General features: G+C 73.0%; 14 protein-coding genes and 1 pseudogene. 1 reads left to right on the top strand and 14 read right to left on the bottom strand.

Annotation, left to right across the window (positions count from 1 at the left end):
* Nucleotides 1–236 precede the first annotated feature (236 nt).
* From topA to I3F58_RS18550, 7 genes and pseudogenes are all read right to left on the bottom strand, one after another.
* Nucleotides 237–3,092: a type I DNA topoisomerase gene (gene topA, locus I3F58_RS18520; protein WP_240109736.1), complete on the bottom strand. Its 2,856-nt coding sequence runs from the start codon at nt 3,090–3,092 to the stop codon at nt 237–239.
* 294 nt (nt 3,093–3,386) lie between these two features.
* On the bottom strand, nt 3,387–3,584 hold the full coding sequence (locus I3F58_RS18525; protein ID WP_240109737.1) for a hypothetical protein: 198 nt from the start codon (nt 3,582–3,584) through the stop codon (nt 3,387–3,389).
* Between the two features lie 898 nt (nt 3,585–4,482).
* On the bottom strand, nt 4,483–6,030 hold the full coding sequence (locus I3F58_RS18530; RefSeq protein ID WP_240109738.1) for a methyltransferase: 1,548 nt from the start codon (nt 6,028–6,030) through the stop codon (nt 4,483–4,485).
* Between the two features lie 108 nt (nt 6,031–6,138).
* The gene (locus I3F58_RS18535; RefSeq protein WP_240109739.1) at nt 6,139–6,813 is read right to left on the bottom strand and encodes a small secreted protein; all 675 of its coding nucleotides are present in this window, start codon (nt 6,811–6,813) and stop codon (nt 6,139–6,141) included.
* A 220-nt stretch (nt 6,814–7,033) separates the two neighbouring features.
* The gene (locus I3F58_RS18540; RefSeq protein WP_240109740.1) at nt 7,034–9,388 is read right to left on the bottom strand and encodes a sodium-translocating pyrophosphatase; all 2,355 of its coding nucleotides are present in this window, start codon (nt 9,386–9,388) and stop codon (nt 7,034–7,036) included.
* Between the two features lie 226 nt (nt 9,389–9,614).
* Nucleotides 9,615–10,094, bottom strand: a complete 480-nt coding sequence (locus I3F58_RS18545) for an ATP-binding protein (protein ID WP_240109741.1) — start codon at nt 10,092–10,094, stop codon at nt 9,615–9,617.
* A gap of 518 nt (nt 10,095–10,612) precedes the next feature.
* Nucleotides 10,613–10,967, bottom strand: a pseudogene (locus tag I3F58_RS18550) (STAS domain-containing protein).
* Between the two features lie 79 nt (nt 10,968–11,046).
* Here I3F58_RS18550 and I3F58_RS18555 point away from each other — a divergent pair.
* Nucleotides 11,047–13,515 carry a DEAD/DEAH box helicase gene (locus tag I3F58_RS18555; RefSeq protein WP_240109742.1) on the top strand — a complete coding sequence of 823 codons (2,469 nt, stop codon included), beginning with the start codon at nt 11,047–11,049 and terminating at the stop codon, nt 13,513–13,515.
* Nucleotides 13,516–13,626: 111 nt separating this feature from the next.
* Here the strand turns inward: I3F58_RS18555 and I3F58_RS18560 are convergent, their stop codons facing one another.
* The 7 genes from I3F58_RS18560 to ssd all read right to left on the bottom strand — a co-directional run bounded on the left by I3F58_RS18560 (nt 13,627) and on the right by ssd (nt 18,788).
* Nucleotides 13,627–13,962, bottom strand: coding sequence for an Rv3654c family TadE-like protein (locus I3F58_RS18560; protein WP_240109754.1), 336 nt, complete (start codon nt 13,960–13,962; stop codon nt 13,627–13,629).
* Between the two features lie 143 nt (nt 13,963–14,105).
* Nucleotides 14,106–14,429 carry a TadE family type IV pilus minor pilin gene (locus tag I3F58_RS18565; RefSeq protein ID WP_308355039.1) on the bottom strand — a complete coding sequence of 108 codons (324 nt, stop codon included), beginning with the start codon at nt 14,427–14,429 and terminating at the stop codon, nt 14,106–14,108.
* Between the two features lie 70 nt (nt 14,430–14,499).
* A complete protein-coding gene (locus tag I3F58_RS29430; protein ID WP_275678667.1) occupies nt 14,500–14,742 on the bottom strand; it encodes a DUF4244 domain-containing protein in 243 nt (80 codons plus the stop codon).
* A 44-nt stretch (nt 14,743–14,786) separates the two neighbouring features.
* Nucleotides 14,787–15,548 (bottom strand): type II secretion system F family protein, encoded by a 762-nt coding sequence (locus I3F58_RS18575; protein ID WP_240109745.1) that lies wholly within the window; start codon nt 15,546–15,548, stop codon nt 14,787–14,789.
* A complete protein-coding gene (locus tag I3F58_RS18580; protein ID WP_240109746.1) occupies nt 15,545–16,447 on the bottom strand; it encodes a type II secretion system F family protein in 903 nt (300 codons plus the stop codon). Before I3F58_RS18580 ends, I3F58_RS18575 begins: the two co-directional genes overlap by 4 nt.
* Nucleotides 16,441–17,592, bottom strand: coding sequence for a TadA family conjugal transfer-associated ATPase (locus tag I3F58_RS18585; protein WP_240109747.1), 1,152 nt, complete (start codon nt 17,590–17,592; stop codon nt 16,441–16,443). Before I3F58_RS18585 ends, I3F58_RS18580 begins: the two co-directional genes overlap by 7 nt.
* Nucleotides 17,589–18,788: a septum site-determining protein Ssd gene (ssd, locus tag I3F58_RS18590; RefSeq protein ID WP_240109755.1), complete on the bottom strand. Its 1,200-nt coding sequence runs from the start codon at nt 18,786–18,788 to the stop codon at nt 17,589–17,591. The genes I3F58_RS18585 and ssd overlap by 4 nt, the downstream gene beginning before the upstream one ends.
* Nucleotides 18,789–18,857: the final 69 nt, after the last annotated feature.

Consider the following 18,857-nt stretch of genomic DNA (forward strand, 5'->3'; position numbering starts at 1 on the left):
CATGCGTTCGGCCGGTGCGGAGGGCGACGCACGGGAAGCGCGCGACGGGACGCGCGCCTGCCGGCGGGTGGGCGCGCGCCCGAGGGGCCGCCGACGGGCGGCGCGGAGGAGGTGCGGCAGTGCGGACGGGCGGCGCGGACGCAAGGAGGAGGCGCGGACGCGAGCGGGAGGGCGGGCGCGACGGGGGGCCGCCTGCCTGGCGGCTCTCCCCCGTCGTGCCCGCCCCCGGAACGGCGTCAGTCCTCGGCGGCCGTCCTCGACGCGGCGGCGGTCTTCTCGGCCGCTGACGTCTTCTTGGCGGCCGTCTTCTTCGCCGCCGTGGTCTTGGCGGCGGCTGTCGTCTTCTTGGCGGCCGTCTTCTTCGCCGTGGTCTTCTTCGCGGCGGTCTTCTTGGCCGCCGTCTTCTTCGCGGCGGTCTTCTTCGCCGGCCCCTTCGCCCGTTTCTCCGCGAGCAGCTCGAAGCCCCGCTCCGGGGTGATCGTGTCCACGTTGTCCCCGGACCGCAGCGTCGCGTTGGTCTCGCCGTCCGTGACGTACGGGCCGAAGCGGCCGTCCTTGACGACCACCGGACGCTCGCTGACCGGGTCGTTGCCCAGTTCCTTCAGCGGCGGCTTGGCCGCGGCCCGGCCCCGTACCTTCGGCTGGGCGTAGATCGCGAGGGCCTCGTCCAGCGTGATGGTGAAGAGCTGCTCCTCGCGCTCCAGGGAGCGGGAGTCCGTCCCCTTCTTCAGGTACGGGCCGTACCTGCCGTTCTGCGCGGTGATCTCCACACCCTCGGCGTCCGCGCCGACGACGCGCGGCAGCGACATCAGCTTCAGCGCGTCCTCCAGCGTCACCGTGTCGAGCGACATGTCCTTGAAGAGGGACGCGGTGCGTGGCTTGACCGCGTTCTTGCCGGTCTTCGGCGTGCCCTCGGGCAGGATCTCCGTCACATACGGGCCGTACCGGCCGTCCTTGGCGACGATCATGCGTCCGGACTCGGGGTCGTGGCCCAGCTCGAACTCGCCGCTCGGCTTGGCCAGCAGCTCCTCCGCGTACTCGACGGACAGCTCGTCGGGCGCGAGGTCGGCGGGCACGTCGGCGCGCTGGTGGCCTTCGGCGTCCTTCTCCCCGCGCTCGATGTACGGGCCGTAGCGGCCGACCCGGAGCACGATGCCGTTGCCGACGGGGAAACTGGAGATCTCGCGGGCGTCGATCGCGCCGAGGTCGGTGACCAGCTCCTTCAGGCCACCGAGGTGGTCGCCGTCGCCGTTCCCCGCGTCGGCGGCGCCGCCGGCACTGCCGGTGCCCTCGCCCTCACCGAAGTAGAAGCGCTTCAGCCACGGCACGGCCTGTGCCTCGCCGCGTGCGATGCGGTCGAGGTCGTCCTCCATCTTCGCGGTGAAGCCGTAGTCGACGAGTCGGCCGAAGTGCTTCTCCAGCAGGTTGACCACGGCGAAGGAGAGGAAGGACGGGACGAGCGCCGTGCCCTTCTTGAAGACGTAGCCGCGCTCCAGGATGGTGCCGATGATCGACGCGTAGGTCGACGGGCGGCCGATCTCTCGCTCTTCCAGCTCCTTGACCAGCGTGGCCTCGGTGTAGCGGGCCGGGGGCTTGGTCGCGTGGCCGTCGGCGGTGATCTCCTCGGCGGTCAGCGCGTCGCCCTCCGCGACCTGCGGGAGGCGGCGCTCACGGTCGTCGAGTTCGGCGTTCGGGTCGTCGGCGCCCTCCACGTAGGCCTTCATGAAGCCGTGGAAGGTGATCGTCTTGCCGGACGCGCTGAACTCGGCGTCCCGGCCGTCGGCGGCCCGGCCACCGATCTTGACGGTGACGGAGTTGCCGACCGCGTCCTTCATCTGGGAGGCGACGGTCCGCTTCCAGATCAGCTCGTACAGCTTGAACTGGTCGCCGGTCAGCCCGGTCTCGGCGGGGGTGCGGAAACGATCACCCGAGGGGCGGATCGCCTCGTGCGCCTCCTGCGCGTTCTTGACCTTGCCGGCGTAGGTGCGCGGCTTCTCCGGCAGGTAGTCGGCGCCGTACAGCTGGGTGACCTGGGTGCGGGCGGCGGTGACGGCCGTGTCGGACAGCGTCGTCGAGTCCGTACGCATGTAGGTGATGAAGCCGTTCTCGTACAGCTTCTGCGCGATCTGCATGGTGGCCTTCGCACCGAAGCCGAGCTTGCGGCTGGCCTCCTGCTGGAGGGTCGTGGTGCGGAAGGGCGCGTACGGCGAGCGGCGGTACGGCTTCGACTCGACCGACCGTACGGCGAACGCGGTCTCCGCGAGCGCGGCGGCCAGGGCACGGGCGTTCGCCTCGTCGAGGTGCAGGATCTGGCCGGGCGTCTTGAGCTGCCCGTCCGGGCCGAAGTCACGCCCCTGGGCGACCCGGCGGCCGTCGACGGAGGCGAGCCGCGCGTTGAACGCGGCGGGATCCGAGGAGTCGCCGGGTCGGCCGGTGCCGAAGGTGCCGGTGAGGTCCCAGTACTCGGCGGATCGGAAGGCGATGCGCTCGCGCTCCCGCTCGACGACGAGGCGGGTGGCGACGGACTGGACCCGGCCGGCCGACAGCCGGGGCATGACCTTCTTCCACAGGACGGGAGAGACCTCGTAGCCGTAGAGGCGGTCGAGGATGCGGCGGGTCTCCTGGGCGTCGACCATCCGCTTGTTCAGCTCGCGCGGGTTGGCGACGGCCTGGCGGATGGCGTCCTTCGTGATCTCGTGGAAGACCATCCGGTGGACCGGGACCTTGGGCTTCAGGACCTCCAGGAGGTGCCACGCGATGGCCTCGCCCTCGCGGTCCTCATCGGTGGCGAGGTAGAGCTCGTCCGAGTCGGCCAGCTGCTCCTTGAGCTTCCTGACCTGGGACTTCTTGTCGGCGTTGATGACGTAGATCGGCTGGAAGTCGTGTTCGACGTCCACGCCGAGGCGGCGCACCTCGCCGGTGTACTTCTCGGGGACCTCCGCGGCCCCGTTCGGAAGGTCGCGGATGTGCCCGACGCTCGCCTCGACGACGTAGCCGGGGCCGAGGTAGCCCTTGATCGTCTTCGCCTTGGCAGGTGACTCGACGATGACGAGTCGGCGGCCGCCCTGCGCGGTCTCGCTAGTCGGGGACAACGTTCGCTCTTCTCTCCGGTCGACGCTCGGTGGCACGTGCGGTGCGGTGCGGGCCTCTCGGTGAAGCCTCGCCCGCGGGCACTGCGCCACGGTCTGTGGCGCTTCTGTCGCTGCGGAGTGTGACGGTACAACCCGCCCCCGTGTCAAACGGCGAAAGCCCGCAACGGCCACTCGAACGGTAACCCGACTTCTGGCATTCCTGCCGCCCGGAGTCCTCCCGAGCCCCGGAGGCCCCCGTTCCGCCTATAGATCGCCAGGGTTCGCCGTACCGCCTCGCGCAGGGGCCGCCACCGGTCAGATCCGGCCGAAGCACCACACCCCGAGGGCGAGGAACGCGGCGCCGAAGGCCGTCGCGAAAGTGACGGCCACCGCCGGGTTCACACCATGGGCGACCGGGGACCGGTGCCGCACCCGGGCTGCGGTCCACACCAGCAGTCCGGCCCCGAACACTGTGAACGCCGTGCCCGCGAAGATGGCTGGTCCGCTCTCCATGCCCCGCACCCCGTTCCCTCCGTGATCCGCGTCATGGGCGCCGTCGGCCGCCGCACATGGCGGCGGGCGCGCGTCCCCCGAAGCCGAGGCTGGCACCTCCCGGCGTCGGGAGCGCGAATTGCAGGTGAACGACACGCCTGTCCCCACCCGGTCAGCCTGTCCGGCTACCGGGGGCCGGGCTCCGGGACCGGGCAGCCCCGCGGTCCCAGGTGCCCGGGCTCCTGGGGCACCGCCGGGACCCGAGGGGCCGGGCGGGCGAGGACCCGGCCCGGCTTGCCCGACTGCCCGGTTCCGACCTTGAGGCCGCGGGCGGGGCGGGGGCCGAACACGGTGCCCGAGGGGGCGGGCCCGGGCGTCCGGTGCCTGAGGGGACGGGGGCATTGGGGCGCGGGGCCGGGTTGCGGCTCCCGGCGGAGTGACGGGCAGGCGGAGTGGAGGGCCCCGCTGCCCGGCGGGGCGCGGGCGGTCCCGGAGGCGGGCGGCCCGGCAGCGGGCGCGGGCGGTCCGGAGGCGGGCGGTCCGGAGGCGGGCGGCCCGCGCAGTTGGCCGCGGGGAGGCGACCGCCAGGCCAGGGCCAGTCGGGCGAGGCCCGGATGGGCGCCGCGAGTGCTGGATGCGCCGTCGCTGGGCTCGGCCTCCGATGGATCCCCGGAGGCCGACGGGCTGGGGTCGAGGGGACCGGGGCCGAGGAGACCAGGAGTGGTCGGGGCCCGGGGCCGTTCCGCCCGGCCGCCGGACCCCGATGCCGTGGCCCTCTCAGCACGCATCCCGGCGTCCGAGCCACCACGGGACGGGGCGGGCGGAGAGGTGGGCCCGACCGGCGGCCGGGGGCCGCGGCCCCCGGGGCACGGCGGTCAGGAGTCGGCCCCGGCACGCGGAGGGCCGGACGGCGAAGCGGTCAGGCGCCCTGGGACGCCGGGTTCGTGGGCTGGGGCGCCGGGATCAGAAAGCCCTCCTCCACCAGGAGGCGGATCGCCTGGGGCGTGCGGTCGCGCAGGACCACCGGGTCCTCGCCCATCAGCTGGGCGATCGCGTCCAGGATGCGGCCCGCCGTGAGCGTGCCGTCGCAGACCCCCGCGAAGCCCGCGCCGACCGTGTCGACCTTCGTGGCCCGCCGTATGCCGCGGTTCTGGCGCAGGATCACATGCTCCGGGTCCTCCGCCCCCGGCAGGCCGACCTGTTCCTGCACCACCTCCGGCGCGAGCACGAACCGGTCGGCCAGCAGGGCCGCGTCGTCCCGTACCCGCAGGTAGTCCTGCCGCGCGAAGTGCGCCAGGACCGTGTCGCCGAGCGGCTGCTCGACCGGGTGCGGCCACTCCTCGATGACGACCGACGGCGCCTCGGCGCCCGACTTGCGCAGCGTGATCCAGCCGAACCCGACCGCATGGGTCTTACGCGCCTCGAACTCGTCCAGCCACGCCTCGTACCGCGCCGCGTACTCCTCCGGAGCCTCGCGGTGGTCACCCGCGTCCCTGAGCCACAACTCCGCGTACTGCGTGACGTCCTGGACCTCCCGCTGAATGATCCACGCGTCGCAGCCGCGCGGCACCCACGCGCGGACCCGCTCCTTCCAGTCCTCCCCCTCGACGTGCTCCCAGTTGGCCAGAAACTGCGCGTACCCCCCTTCGTTGAGCCGCTCCCCGGACTGCTGGACGAGCGTGCGGCACAGGTCGTCACCGCTCATTCCCCCGTCGCGGTAGGTCAGCCGCGCCCCAGGTGAGATGACGAACGGCGGGTTGGACACGATCAGGTCGTACGTCGCCGAACCCACCGGCTCGAACAGAGAGCCGACCCGCAGATCGGCCTGCGACTCCCCGGAGAGGGCGAGCGTCAGCCGGGTGAACTCCAGCGCCCGCGGGTTCAGATCGGTCGCCGTCACCCGCGTGGCGTGCTGTGTGGCGTGCAGGGCCTGGATGCCGCTGCCCGTGCCGATGTCCAGCGCCGCCCCGACCGGTGTCCGTACGGTGATCCCGGCGAGCGTGGTGGACGCGCCGCCGACTCCCAGGACCACGCCCTCGCCCTTGCCGCCCGCCCCGCTCGCGCCGCCCACGGCGCAGCCCAGGTCCGAGACGATGTACCAGTCCTGACCCTGTGGCCCGCCGTACGGCCGGACGTCCACGGCGGCCCGTACGAACGCGTCCGTGTCCCCGGCCCGTATCACCCACCCGTCTTCAAGCGCCTCGTCCAGCGGAAGAGCCGCGCGCGCCCGCTCGACCGGCACCGACTGCTGGAGGAGGAAGAGCCGTACGAGCGTGTCCAGCACCCCGTCCCCGCGGGTGGCACGCAGGGCGGGCACCGTCTCGCTGCGGGCGAGGGCGGCGTAGGCCGACGCGCCGAGCCTCTCAAGCAGCCCGTCGGCGGTGAAACCGACGGCGAGGAAGGCCTCACGGAGGCGGTCGGCGTGGTCGGTCAGAGGAAGGCCGGTGATCTGGCTGGTCGTACTCACCTGCTCATTGTGACCGCCACCACCCGCAACGCACGAGACGGCCCGGCTTCCTGTGGACAACTTCCTGTGGACAGCCGGGCCATCACTCACACCTGCCGGGCCGAACGCCTACTCGGGCTTGCCGCTCGACGACGCAGACGCAGACACCGACGCAGAGGCCGAACCGGACGGCTTGGCCGCCGGCGACGACGCGCCCGCACCCGCAGCCGGGCTGGCCGACGCCGTCGGCACGGGGGACGGCGTGGCCCTCTGACAGCCGGGCTGCTTGGCCATCGCGTCGCGCAGCTCACCGGACTGCAGCTTGCCCAGCGCGTCCTGGTTCATCTTCTCGATCTTCTTCAGGCCGACCGCGACGTCCTGCAGCCCGTCAGCGAACTTCTGCTGGTCCTTGGGGTCCAGAGCGTCGACCTGCTTGCGCAGCCCCTCGTACGCCGTCGCCGTGGCGTTCAGCTCCTTGACCGCGTCCTTCTGAAGCTGCTCGCCGTTCTCGATCGGCGGGACACCGCCGCTCTCCACGGCCTTGGCCAGCGCCTTCTGCGTGTCCGCGATGTCCTGGAACGCCTTCGAGTCGGCCTTCTGGACCTCGGCGGGCTTGCTGTCCGCGTGGGTCGAGATGATGGCCTGCTGGGCATCGGCCCGCTTCTGGAACTGAGGTTGGGCCTGGTCACAGAACGCCTTCGCCCAGGCATCCACCTTGCCGTCGTCGCCGTCGTCGCTACAGCCCGACAGCGCGAGCACCAGCACCGCACCGCCGGACAGTGCGGCTGCAAGCTTCTTGTTCACCGGATTGGTCCCTTCCAAGGCTCTCGGCCCCGGAACATACACGCCAAGTGGGCGACACCCGCGTGTCGCGCGACCGTTCCGTAAGCTTTTGCAGCCATTCGCACCAAGAGAGACAAGGCTCACCCGCCCCTCACCCACCCCTCACACTCCCTTCTCCCTCACCCCCTCATCCGTACCGCACCGAGAGCCCGGCCGACCGCTCCACTTCACCGGGCCGCGATCACCGTCCCACTCTCAGCAGACCCTCTCCGGGTGGCGCGTCGTCATCGTCGTCGCCCCCGGCCACCGTCCGCCGCTTGGAGGCGTACACCGCCGCGACGATCACCGTGATCGCCACCGCCGCCACCACCGCCCGTACCCCGGGGCTCGCGTCGTCCCCGTAGCCGAACCGCACGACGGCGGGCGCGATCAGCAACGCCACCAGGTTCATGACCTTGAGCAGCGGGTTGATGGCCGGGCCCGCGGTGTCCTTGAACGGGTCCCCGACCGTGTCACCGATCACGGTGGCGGCGTGGGCGTCGCTGCCCTTGCCGCCGTGGTGGCCGTCCTCGACGAGCTTCTTGGCGTTGTCCCAGGCACCACCCGAGTTGGCCAGGAAGATCGCCATCAGGATGCCGGTACCGATGGCGCCCGCGAGGTACGCGCCGAGCGCCCCGACCCCGAGCGTGAACCCGACCGTGATCGGCGCCAGTACGGCGAGCAGACCCGGCGTGGCCAGCTCGCGCAGGGCGTCCCTGGTGCAGATGTCGACGACGCGCCCGTACTCCGGTTTCTCGCTGTAGTCCATGATCCCGGGGTGCTCCCGGAACTGGCGCCGCACCTCGTACACGACGGACCCGGCGGAGCGCGACACGGCGTTGATGGCCAGCCCGGAGAAGAGGAAGACGACGGCGGCGCCGAGGACCAGGCCGACGAGATTGTTGGGCTGGGAGATGTCCATGCTGAGCGTCAGCTCTGTGGCCTGGGCGCCGACGTCCGAGACGGCGGTGGCGATGGCGTCACGGTACGAGCCGAAGAGCGCGGAGGCCGCGAGGACGGCCGTGGCGATGGCGATGCCCTTGGTGATCGCCTTCGTGGTGTTGCCGACGGCGTCGAGGTCGGTGAGGACCTGGGCCCCGGCGCCCTGGACGTCGCCGGACATCTCCGCGATTCCCTGGGCGTTGTCCGACACCGGGCCGAACGTGTCCATGGCGACGATCACGCCGACGGTGGTGAGCAGCCCGGTTCCGGCCAGCGCTACGGCGAACAGTGCCAGCATGATCGACGTACCGCCCAGCAGGAACGCCCCGTACACGGCGAGCCCGATCAGCAGGGCGGTGTAGACGGCGGACTCGAGGCCGAGGGAGACGCCTGCCAGGATCACGGTGGCCGGCCCGGTCAGGGAGGACTTGCCGATGTCCCGCACGGGGCGTCGGCCGGGTTCGGTGAAGTAGCCCGTGAGCTGCTGGATCAGCGCCGCCAGGACGATCCCGAGAGCGACCGCGACGAGGGCGAGCACCCGCGGGTCGCCGGCGTGGGTCCGTACGGCCTCGTCGCTGACCCCCGCCAGCTCGGCGTACGAGGAGGGCAGGTAGACGAAGGCGGCGACGGCGACGAGGGCGAGTGAGATCACGGCGGAGAGGAAGAAGCCACGGTTGACGGCGCTCATCCCGCTGCGGTCGGCACGGCGCGGCGCGACCGCGAACACGCCGATCATCGCGGTGACGACACCGATCGCCGGGACCATCAGAGGAAAGGCGAGCCCGAGGTCCCCGAAGGCCGCCTTGCCGAGGATCAGCGCGGCGACGAGCGTCACGGCGTACGACTCGAAGAGGTCGGCGGCCATCCCGGCGCAGTCGCCCACGTTGTCACCGACGTTGTCGGCGATGGTCGCGGCGTTGCGCGGGTCGTCCTCGGGGATGCCCTTCTCGACCTTGCCGACGAGGTCGGCACCGACGTCGGCGGCCTTGGTGAAGATGCCGCCGCCGACCCTCATGAACATGGCGATGAGCGCGGCGCCCAGCCCGAAGCCCTCCAGGACCTTGGGCGCGTCGGCCGCGTAGACGAGGACGACGCAGGACGCCCCGAGCAGACCGAGACCGACGGTGAACATGCCGACGACGCCACCGGTCCGGAAGGCGATCTTCATGGCCTTGTGCGCGACGTCCGTCAGGTCCCTCTCCGGCTCCCCGGGGCCCGGCGTGGCTTCGCGCGCGGCAGCGGCGACCCGCACATTGCTGCGGACGGCGAGCCGCATACCGATGTATCCGGTGACGGCGGAGAAAAGCGCGCCGACGAGGAAGAAGAGCGAACGCCCCGCACGCTGCGACCAGTTGTCGGCAGGCAGCAGCATCAGAAGGAAGAACACGACGACGGCGAAGACCGCGATCGTGCGCAACTGCCGGGACAGATAGGCGTTCGCGCCCTCCTGCACGGCTGCCGCGATCTTCTTCATCCGGTCGGTGCCCTCGCCCGCGGCGAGCACCTGCCGCACCAGCACCTGGGCGACCACCAGGGCGAGCAGCGCCACCCCCGCGATGACGATCACGATGATCCGGTTCTCGGAGGTGAGCACCGCGGCGGCGAGAGACGACACGCTTCAAAGAATCAGCCGTGATGCACAGCTCGGCAAACGGGCGGACGAGCGGGATACACCCGAAAGCGGTACCGGCGCGGACGGGGTGACTCCGGGCGGAAGATCTGAGGAATACCCGGAAGAAATCCGCATTCGGCCACTCGGAAACAAGAAGAACCTGCTCAGCAAGGCATCGGCGGGTCTTCGACGGGATTACCTGCAAGGGTTCTCCGCCAGCCGGGAACGGTCACCGGCGCTCGGTGGAACCCGTCCTGGGCCAGCTCATCCGAATGACACCGCCCCGGTCCCCGGCGGACACCTCCACATCGTCGACGAGTCCGCTGATCACCGCGAGCCCCATCTCGTCCTCCCCCTCCGCGTCGTCAGCGTCCGCGTGCGGGACGCCCTCGCGCGCACCCGGGACCCCGGCGGGGCCGCCCGCGTCGGCGGTCGTGCCGCCGGCCACGGTCCCCGGGCCGGGCACCTCGTCCCCGACCTCGATGGAGAAGGTCTTCTCCTCCTCGGTCAGCAGGACACGGACGGGGGCGGTGATGTGGTTGCTGCGGTGCAGCCCGACGGCCCGGGAGCAGGCCTCACCGACGGCGAGCCGGACCTCGTCCAGCACGGCTTCGTCGACCCCGGCCATGCGCGCCACGGCCGCCGCCACCAGCCGGGCGGTCCTGACGTGCTCGGGCTGGGCACTGATGCGGAGTTCCACGGTGGCCATGCTGTCCCCCTCGGGCTTACGAGCGTGGTTCTCGGAGGACCGGGCCGGGCACCCGGCGCCTCCGCCGTTTCTCCGGACCCCCGGGAGCGCCCGGAGCGTCCGGCTGACCTTCCGGTCACCCGGGCGTGGAGCCGATCTGCCGGGCACCGCGGCCGAGCCCGCAGGCCTGACGATACGAAGCGACCCGGGTGTGGGGCCTGTACGGCCCCTTTCGGGCCACGGCGGACGACCCTGCCTGCCCCGAACCCGAGGATCCTGAGCCAGAGGCTCAGGGCCGAGGGCCCGGGACGCAACGACGACTGCCGTCGGCCGACCTGGTGGCCGCCGATCACACGAGGCCCACGGGCCGCGCCACAGCAGCACCGTCGCCCCGGCCCACCGGCCGGTCGCCCGGCCAGCGCGGCCGCCGGGCATCCAGAGGGTGAACGGCGCACCGAAGGGACCGCCCGACGGACCGGCCGACCGAGTCACGCCGACCGGGGTCGGTCACCCCGGCCGGACGGAGCCGATCAGGTCGGTCAGTCGGTGGCCGCGACAGCCTCGTCGACGGTCGTGTGAATCGGGAACACCTTGGTCAGGCCCGTGATCCGGAAGATGCTTGAGAATGCGCTCCTGGTTGCACACCAGGCGGAGCGAACCCTCATGGGCACGAACACGCTTCAGACCGCCCACGAGCACGCCGAGGCCGGTCGAGTCGAGGAAGTCCACGCCCTCCATGTCGACGACCAGGTGGTAGCTGCCGTCGTTCACCAGCTCGACCAACTGCTCGCGCAGCTTGGGCGCGGTATACACATCAATCTCGCCACCGACCTCGACGACCGTGCGGTCGCCGCCAGGACCGGACACATTGCGAGTCGACAGGGACAGGTCCACGGATCCTCCAGCACCTTGCTATCGAGCGGTCGCCCCCCGGGGTTCCCCGACGGAGCCTGGGGACGGTTCGCCAGCCGCGATGGCATTCAATCACTTACCAGCAGGCATGCACGACGCCTTGGGAGCATTGTCCGTCATGCCAGTGACACACTCGGTGCCGATGGCCAGGAATCAGCGCCCCAGTCGCCCCGCCGAGAGCGGGGTGAGCCACCCCTCCCCCGGCACCGTCCTCGACCGGCTCACCGCGGGTGCGAACCGGGCTGCGCGCATCACTCATACGGAGCACCTGCCCCCGAGAGAGGGACGGCATGCCCTCTGGCCCGATCGCATCCGACCAGAAGTGATCAACGCCATTCACCGGGCGGGGATCGACCACCCGTGGGCCCATCAGGCGGCTGCCGCCGAGCACGCCCTGGACGGCGAGTCCGTGGTCATCGCCACCGGCACGGCCTCCGGCAAGTCACTCGCCTATCTCTCCCCCGTCCTGTCCACGCTGCTGGACGGCTCCGAGGCACCCAACGGCCGGGGCACGACCGCGCTGTACCTGGCCCCGACGAAGGCGCTCGCCGCCGACCAGCGGCGCGCCGTGAAGGACCTCGCCGCCCCGCTGGGCACCCGGATCCGCCCGGCCGTGTACGACGGCGACACGCCCGTGGAGGAACGTGAGTGGGTCCGTCAGTACGCCAACTACGTGCTGACCAATCCCGACATGCTGCACCGGGGCATACTCCCGTCCCACCCGCGCTGGTCCTCCTTCCTGCGCGCGCTGCGGTTCGTCGTCGTCGACGAATGCCACACGTACCGCGGCGTGTTCGGCTCGCACGTCGCCCAGGTGCTGCGCCGCCTGCGCCGTCTGTGCGCCCGGTACGGGTCCGATCCCGTGTTCCTGCTCGCCTCGGCCACCGCCGCCGAGCCCGCAGCCGCCGCGGGCCGCCTCACCGGACTGCCCGTCCAGGAGGTGGCCGACGACGCCTCACCGCGCGGCGAGCTGGTCTTCGCACTCTGGGAACCGCCCCTCACCGAACTGCACGGCGAGCACGGTGCCCCGGTCCGCCGCACCGCCACCGCCGAGACCGCCGATCTGCTCACCGACCTGACCGTGCAGGGTGTACGCTCCGTCGCCTTCGTCCGCTCCCGGCGCGGCGCCGAGCTGATCTCGGTGATCGCCCAGGAACGCCTGGCCGAAGTCGACCGCTCCCTCGCCCGCCGGGTCGCCGCCTACCGGGGCGGCTACCTGCCGGAGGAGCGCCGTTCCCTGGAGCGGGCCCTGCACTCCGGCGAGCTGCTCGGCATGTCCGCGACCACCGCGCTGGAGCTGGGCATCGACGTGTCCGGCCTGGACGCGGTCCTGATCGCCGGGTACCCGGGCACTCGCGCCTCGCTGTGGCAGCAGGCGGGCCGCGCCGGCCGCTCGGGCCAGGGCGCCCTGGCCGTCCTGGTGGCCCGAGACGACCCGCTGGACACGTACCTGGTCCACCACCCGGAGGCACTGTTCCAGCGGCCCGTGGAGTCGACGGTGCTGGACCCGGACAACCCGTACGTCCTTGCCCCCCACCTGTGCGCGGCGGCGGCCGAGCTTCCCCTGACCGACAGCGACCTGGACCTGTTCGGCCCGGCTGCCCCCGCCCTGCTGCCCCAGCTCGAGGCCGCCCGCCTGCTGCGGCAGCGAGCCTCCGGCTGGTACTGGACGCGCCGGGAGCGTGCCGCCGACCTCACCGACATCCGGGGCGAGGGCGGCAGCCCCGTACGGGTCGTGGAGGCGGCCACCGGGCGGCTGCTCGGCACGGTCGACGCGTCCGCCGCGCACGCCACGGTCCACGAAGGCGCCGTGCACCTCCATCAGGGCCGCACCTATCTCGTACGGGAACTGGACCTCAAGGATTCGGTCGCACTGGTCGAGGAAGCCACCCCGCCCTATTCGACCACCGCCCGTGACACCACCTCCATCTCTGTTCTGGACACCGACACCACGGTCCCCTGGGGGGAAGGCCGGCTCTGCTACGGCTCTGTCGAGGTCACCAACCAGGTCGTCTCCTTCCTTCGTCGTCGTCTCATCACAGGCGAGGTCCTGGGCGAGACCAAACTGGACCTCCCGCCGCGCACCCTGCGCACCCGTGCCGTGTGGTGGACGGTCACCGAGGACCAGCTGGACGCCGCCCGTGTGAACCCGGAGCAGCTGGGTGGCGCGCTGCACGCCGCCGAGCACGCCTCGATCGGGCTCCTGCCGCTGTTCGCCACGTGCGACCGCTGGGACATCGGCGGTGTGTCCGTGCCGCTCCACCCGGACACCCTGTTGCCGACCGTGTTCGTGTACGACGGCCACCCCGGGGGCGCCGGCTTCGCGGAGCGCGCCTTCCACACCGCCCGCGCCTGGCTCACCGCCACCCGCGAGGCCATCGCGTCCTGCGAGTGCGACGCGGGCTGCCCGTCCTGCATCCAGTCCCCGAAGTGCGGCAACGGCAACGACCCCCTGCACAAGCGAGGCGCCGTCCGTCTCCTCACCGAACTCCTCCGGGGCGCTCCGGAGGATCCCTCGTCGGGAGACTGAGCGCGCGGCGAATGCCGCGACACGTGCTCCACTCCGGATCTCGCATCTCAACGCCTGGACGGCACTCGCCTTCGATCGCCGGACGGGGCAAGTTGGAGTTCCGATACGAGGTCAGGGCGCCGGAGGCCCCGGACCATGCGTCTCCATGGCCGGTGGGCCGGCCCTTGCCCGGCCGTGCACGGTGTACGGGCCGAGCCGGACGCGCGCCGTCACCTCAGCGATCTCCCCGCGCACAGCGCACCGGACCAGGTCGGCGCGCTGTGCCCCGGCGACCCGGGCGGCGGCCTCACAGGCCGGGCCCTCCCCCTCCAGTGCCCGGTCGGCCGCGGCGAGGGCGGCCAGGTCGGCTGCTCCGCCCGCTCGGTGCCGAGCGGCCACCGCCTGCCCCAGGCCCAGCACCGCCGCGAAGACGCAGCACAGCGCTCCCGCGGTGACCGCCGCCCACACTGTGGCCGACCCCCGGTCCCTCCGCCACCGGGTTTGCCCGACCGGCCGACGCCACCGGGTCTGCCGGGCCCGCCAGGGCCTCCCCTTCCACCACGTCGGCCGGAGCCATCGGCTCCGTGGGGCCTGCCCCGGGAAGCCCGCGTTCACGAGGTCACCGCCAGGTCCGTGCCCACCGTGTCCTCCGCCAGGGCCACCGCCTCCGACCGGAGTGTCAGCGTCCAGGAGACCGGACCCGGTGCCGGAGCCTCCACGCGCACCCGCCACAGGTCCCCGTCCCGCCGCAGATCGACCCGCGCTCCCTCCGGGGCCGCAGCTTGAGCCGCGTCCACCACCGCCCCCTCGGGCTCCGACCGCGCCGCCGCCCGCGCCCCGGCTCTGGCCGCGTCCACGCACTGGAGGTGCGCAGCCGCGGCGGCCAGGCCCCACAGCAGCACCAGAGCGAACACCAGCAGCGCCGGAACGGCCATGGCCGCCTCCGCCGTGACAGATCCCCGGTCTGCCGCCGGGCGGCACCGCCCCCGACTCGCGTGGTCGACCTCAGAACGGAGCATCGAGCGCCCTGCCGATCACCCCTTGAACCCCGGCCGATACGGCGTCGCTCGTCACGACCTTGTACAGGACCGCCGCGAACGCACAGGCTGCGATGGTGCCCATGGCGTACTCGGCCGTGTTCATCCCCGCGTCGTTCCTCCAGGCGCCCGCCACTCCGCGCAACGCCTCCCGGGCCCGGCCCCAACGGCCCCGTGCCCACAGCCGTGTTTCCCTCACATACCGCCACATGACAGCTCCCTTGTCTCATATGTCCCGTACCGTTCGTGCTCCGTTCACAGGAGCCGGGTCGCCAGTCCGATCACGACCGGCGCCACCCCTACCGCCAGGAAGGCCGGCAGGAAGCACAGCCCCACAGGGGCGGTGATCAGCACCTGAGCCCGCTGGGCCCGGGCCGTCGCCGTTCTCGCCCGGTCGGCCCTGAGCCCGGCGGCCAGCCCGGCCACGGGTCCGGCGGCCGGAGCACCTGACGCGCCCGCCCGTTCCAGACAGCGGGCCAGCGGCCGCGCCCCCGGCAGCTCCCCGAACCGGCCCCAGGTCTCCACGGGGTCACCCCCCAGCGCCAGCTCGGCCGCCGCCCTTGTCAGGCGGTCGCCCACGGGGCCGCCCAGCGATCTGCCCACCGCCTCGGCGGCCTCGCGGGGCCCCGCCCCGGCGGACAGGCACGCCGCGAGGAGTTCCGCCGCGAGCGGCAGCCTCCGTTCCGCCTCCAGACGGGCGGCGTCGGGGCGCGGGCGCCGCTGCCAGCGCCGTACACCCAGAGCCCCGGCGGCACCGGTCACGCAGCCCAGGAAGCCCCCGAACAGGGCCCACCCGAGGACCAGCGCCACCGTCGGCCCCAGCCACCGTGCGGACCGCGCCGACGGCACACGCCACCTCCACCGCCCCCGCTCGGCCACCCGCCCGCGGGACGCAAGCCCTCTCAGCCGTGTGCGGGCATGTCGCACCCGACGCTCGCGCTCCAGAGACCGGACCGCCCACACGGCGACCACAAGAAGCACGACCCACCACACCTGATGGCCGGACTCGCCGCTCATGTCCCCTCACCGGCCCGCACGATCCGCCCCGCCCACCACAGGCCTGCGGCCTCCAGCGCCACGCCGAGCGCCAGGCAGACCAGACCCGCGGGCGTGTGCAGCAGCACTCTCAGAGGCTGCGCGCCGAGCGCCGCCCCCATCCCGAGCCCCGCGAGGGGAAGCACCGCGAGCAGCACGACTGTCGCCCAGGTACCGGACAACTGGGCTCGCAGCCGCTCCCGTTGCTCACGGCGGTCCCGCAGCGCGTCCTCCAGCCGCTGCAGCCCGGCGGCCAGACCCGCGCCGCCGTCGACGGCCACCTGCCAGCACGCCGCCAGCCCGGCCAGGCCGTCCGCACCGTCCCCACGAGCGGCCCGGCGCAGCGCCCCCGGCACATCGCCGCCGAAGCGCGCGGCCGCCAGGACCGCGGCCTCCTCGGTACCCAGCGCTCCCGTTGCGCGGGCCCCGAACCGCAGCGCCGCGCCGGGCTGGGCGCCGGCCCTCAGCTCACCCGCGACCGCCCCGCACAGGGCGATCACCGCGCCCTCCCGCCGGTCCCGTTCCCTGTGCCGCTCTCCGGCCCGCAGCCGCCGGCGCACCAGAGGCAGGGCGGCGGCACCCGCGAGCAGCGGCAGCAGTGACTCACCGAGCAGCGCGAGCGCCAGCGCCACAGCCAGGCACAGCCACTCGCGCCGCGCCCGGCCGCGCACCCGCGCCCATGCCGTTGAGCAGGCCCCAGCCAGGGCCCCGGGCCGGGGCCCGGCCGTCCCGGTTCGCGGCCCGCCGGGGCGTGCCCCCATCACCGTGCCTCCGGCGACGAGCATCCGTCCCCTGCGCGCGGCCCGGCTGTCCCCGGCACAGAGCCAGGCCAGCACTCCCGCACAGAACGCCGCCGCGTACAGCGGCTGTCCCGTCACCACGGCTCGCCCCCGAGAAGCGCCCGCAGCCGCTCCCAACCCGGTTCCCGTGCGAAGCCGTCAGGTGCCCAGCGCAGGGCGGGCACAGTGGCCACGAGGCCGTCAGGGCGACGCTCCAGGACGTGCACCTCGGCCACGCGGCGCCGCCCGTGCGGGGTTCGCACCAGGTGCACCACGGTGGAGAGGCCCGCCGCCAACTGGCTGTGCAGCGCTCCGCGATCAAGACCGGCGGCCATGCCCAGGGCCTCCAGCCGGGCCGGCACATCGGCGGCCGTGTTGGCGTGGACAGTGCCGGAGCCTCCTTCGTGACCCGTGTTCAGGGCGGCCAGCAGGTCGGCCACTTCCGCGCCTCTGACCTCCCCCACGACGAGCCGGTCCGGACGCATCCGCAACGCCTGGCGCACCAGGTCCTTGAGGGTCACGCTGCCCGCTCCCTCCTGGTTGGGCGGGCGGGCCTCAAGTCGCACCACGTGCGGGTGGTCCGGACGCAGTTCCGCCGAGTCCTCGGCCAGCACGATCCGCTCCCGCCGCCCCACGAGCCCGAGCATCGCGGAGAGCAGCGTTGTCTTGCCCGAGCCCGTGCCGCCACTGATCAGGTACGACACCCGGGACTCGACCAGCGCGCGCAGGAGCAGGTCACCACCCGGGGGCACGGTGCCCGCCGTGACGAGTTCGTCGAGGGTGAAGGCCCGGGGGCGCACCACCCGCAGCGACAGACAGGTGGAACCCACGGCGACCGGCGGCAGTACCGCGTGCATCCGTGTGCCGTCGGGCAGGCGGGCATCCGCCCAGGGACGCGCGTCGTCCAGGCGGCGGCCCGCCACGGCCGCGAGCCGCTGCGCCAGCCGACGGACGGCCGTCGCGTCCGGGAACGTGACGGCTGACAGCTCGAGCCCGTCGCCCCGGTCCACCCACACACGGTCGGGCGCCGATACGAGAACGTCGGTCACCGCCGGGTCGGCCAGCAGGCCCTCAAGAGGCCCGGTGCCTACCAGCTCGCCCCGCAACTGCGCGGTGACGCCGAGGACCTGGGCGTCACCGAGCAGTTTGCCCTGGGCCCGCAGCGCCGCCGCGACACCTGCGGGCGTCGGTTCCGTACCGCTCTCCGCAAGCCGCTGCCGTACGGCGTCGAGCAGCGCGGTGGTCATGAGGCACCGCCCCAGGCGATCCCGGCCGTGCTCTCGGCCATGGCCGCCCCGGTCCCGCAACCAGCTCCGGCTGCGCTCCCGGGTCCGGGCTCGGTACCGCTTCCGGCTCCGCGGTCCGCGAGCGCGCGCTTCCAGAAGGCCGTACAGAAACGGCCCAGGGGGCTGGACGCGCTGTCTCCGGGCGGCCGACCGTCGTCGAGTGCCGCCAGAAGCCGCGGCTCCGTGGGCAGTTCACCGGCGAGCGGCAGTCCCAGCGCGCGAGCCACCCATGTCTCGTCGATGCCGGCGGTATAGGGGCCGCGCGCGATGACCCGCAGGTCCCCGAGCACTGTCCCCGCCATCGCGGCCATCCGTTTGGCGGCCGCGATCGCGCGCAGCTCGCCGGGCACGACGAGCAGACCCATGTCGAGCTGGGCGAGCGCTTCCACGCTGACCTCGTCGATCCGCCGGGGCAGGTCCGCGAGCACGATGCCGCCACGCCGCCGGGCGGCGGCGAGCACGGACCGCATCGCCTCCGCCGGAACCGCCGCGGTGGTGCCCCGGTCCCAGCTCAGCACGCGCACCCCGTGGAGCAACGGCAGAGACTCCTCCAGGGCCGTACCGGCGACGCGTCCCTCGGCTGAGGCGAGTTCCGGCCACCGCGCCCCTTCGGCTTGCTCACCGCCGAGCAGGACGTCAAGGCCGCCGCCGAGAGGATCGCCGTCGACCAGTACCGTGCGCAGGCCGGTCCGCGCGGCACTGACGGCGAGGGCGCAGGCGAGGGTGGACGCTCCGGCCCCGCCCCGACCGCCCAGGACCCCGACGGTCAGTGCCTGCCGTCCCGCTCCCTCGGTCACGTCCGCGATGCGGCCGACGATCCGGCTCTCCGCGTCGGGAATACGCGAGACGTCGTCGGCTCCGATTTCCACCGCGCGCCGCCACAGATCCGGATCGTCCAGGTCGCGGGCGATCAGCAGGACGCCGTGTCTGCGGGTCATACCCCGGCAGCGGACGGCCGCGTCGGCCCCGACCAGCACCAGGGGCGCTGTGTCCCAGGCCGCCTTTCCGACGGGCGCCGAGTGGTGCACGTCCGGCTGCGCACCTGCCGCGGCCGACAGCCTGAGCAGGTCGTCGAGCAGCTCCGCGTCGTCCGTCACGATCAGCGGAGCGGCCCTGTGTCCCTCGACGAACGGTGTGCGGTCGTCGGCACCCGGCATGCCGTCCGGGTCGGTTGTGATGGTTCCGTTCATGGGTCCCGTCCCCCTCTTCCGTCTGCCGCGCCCGTC

The sequence above is a fragment of the Streptomyces sp. MUM 203J genome, assembly GCF_022414595.1.
GTDB lineage: Bacteria > Actinomycetota > Actinomycetes > Streptomycetales > Streptomycetaceae > Streptomyces.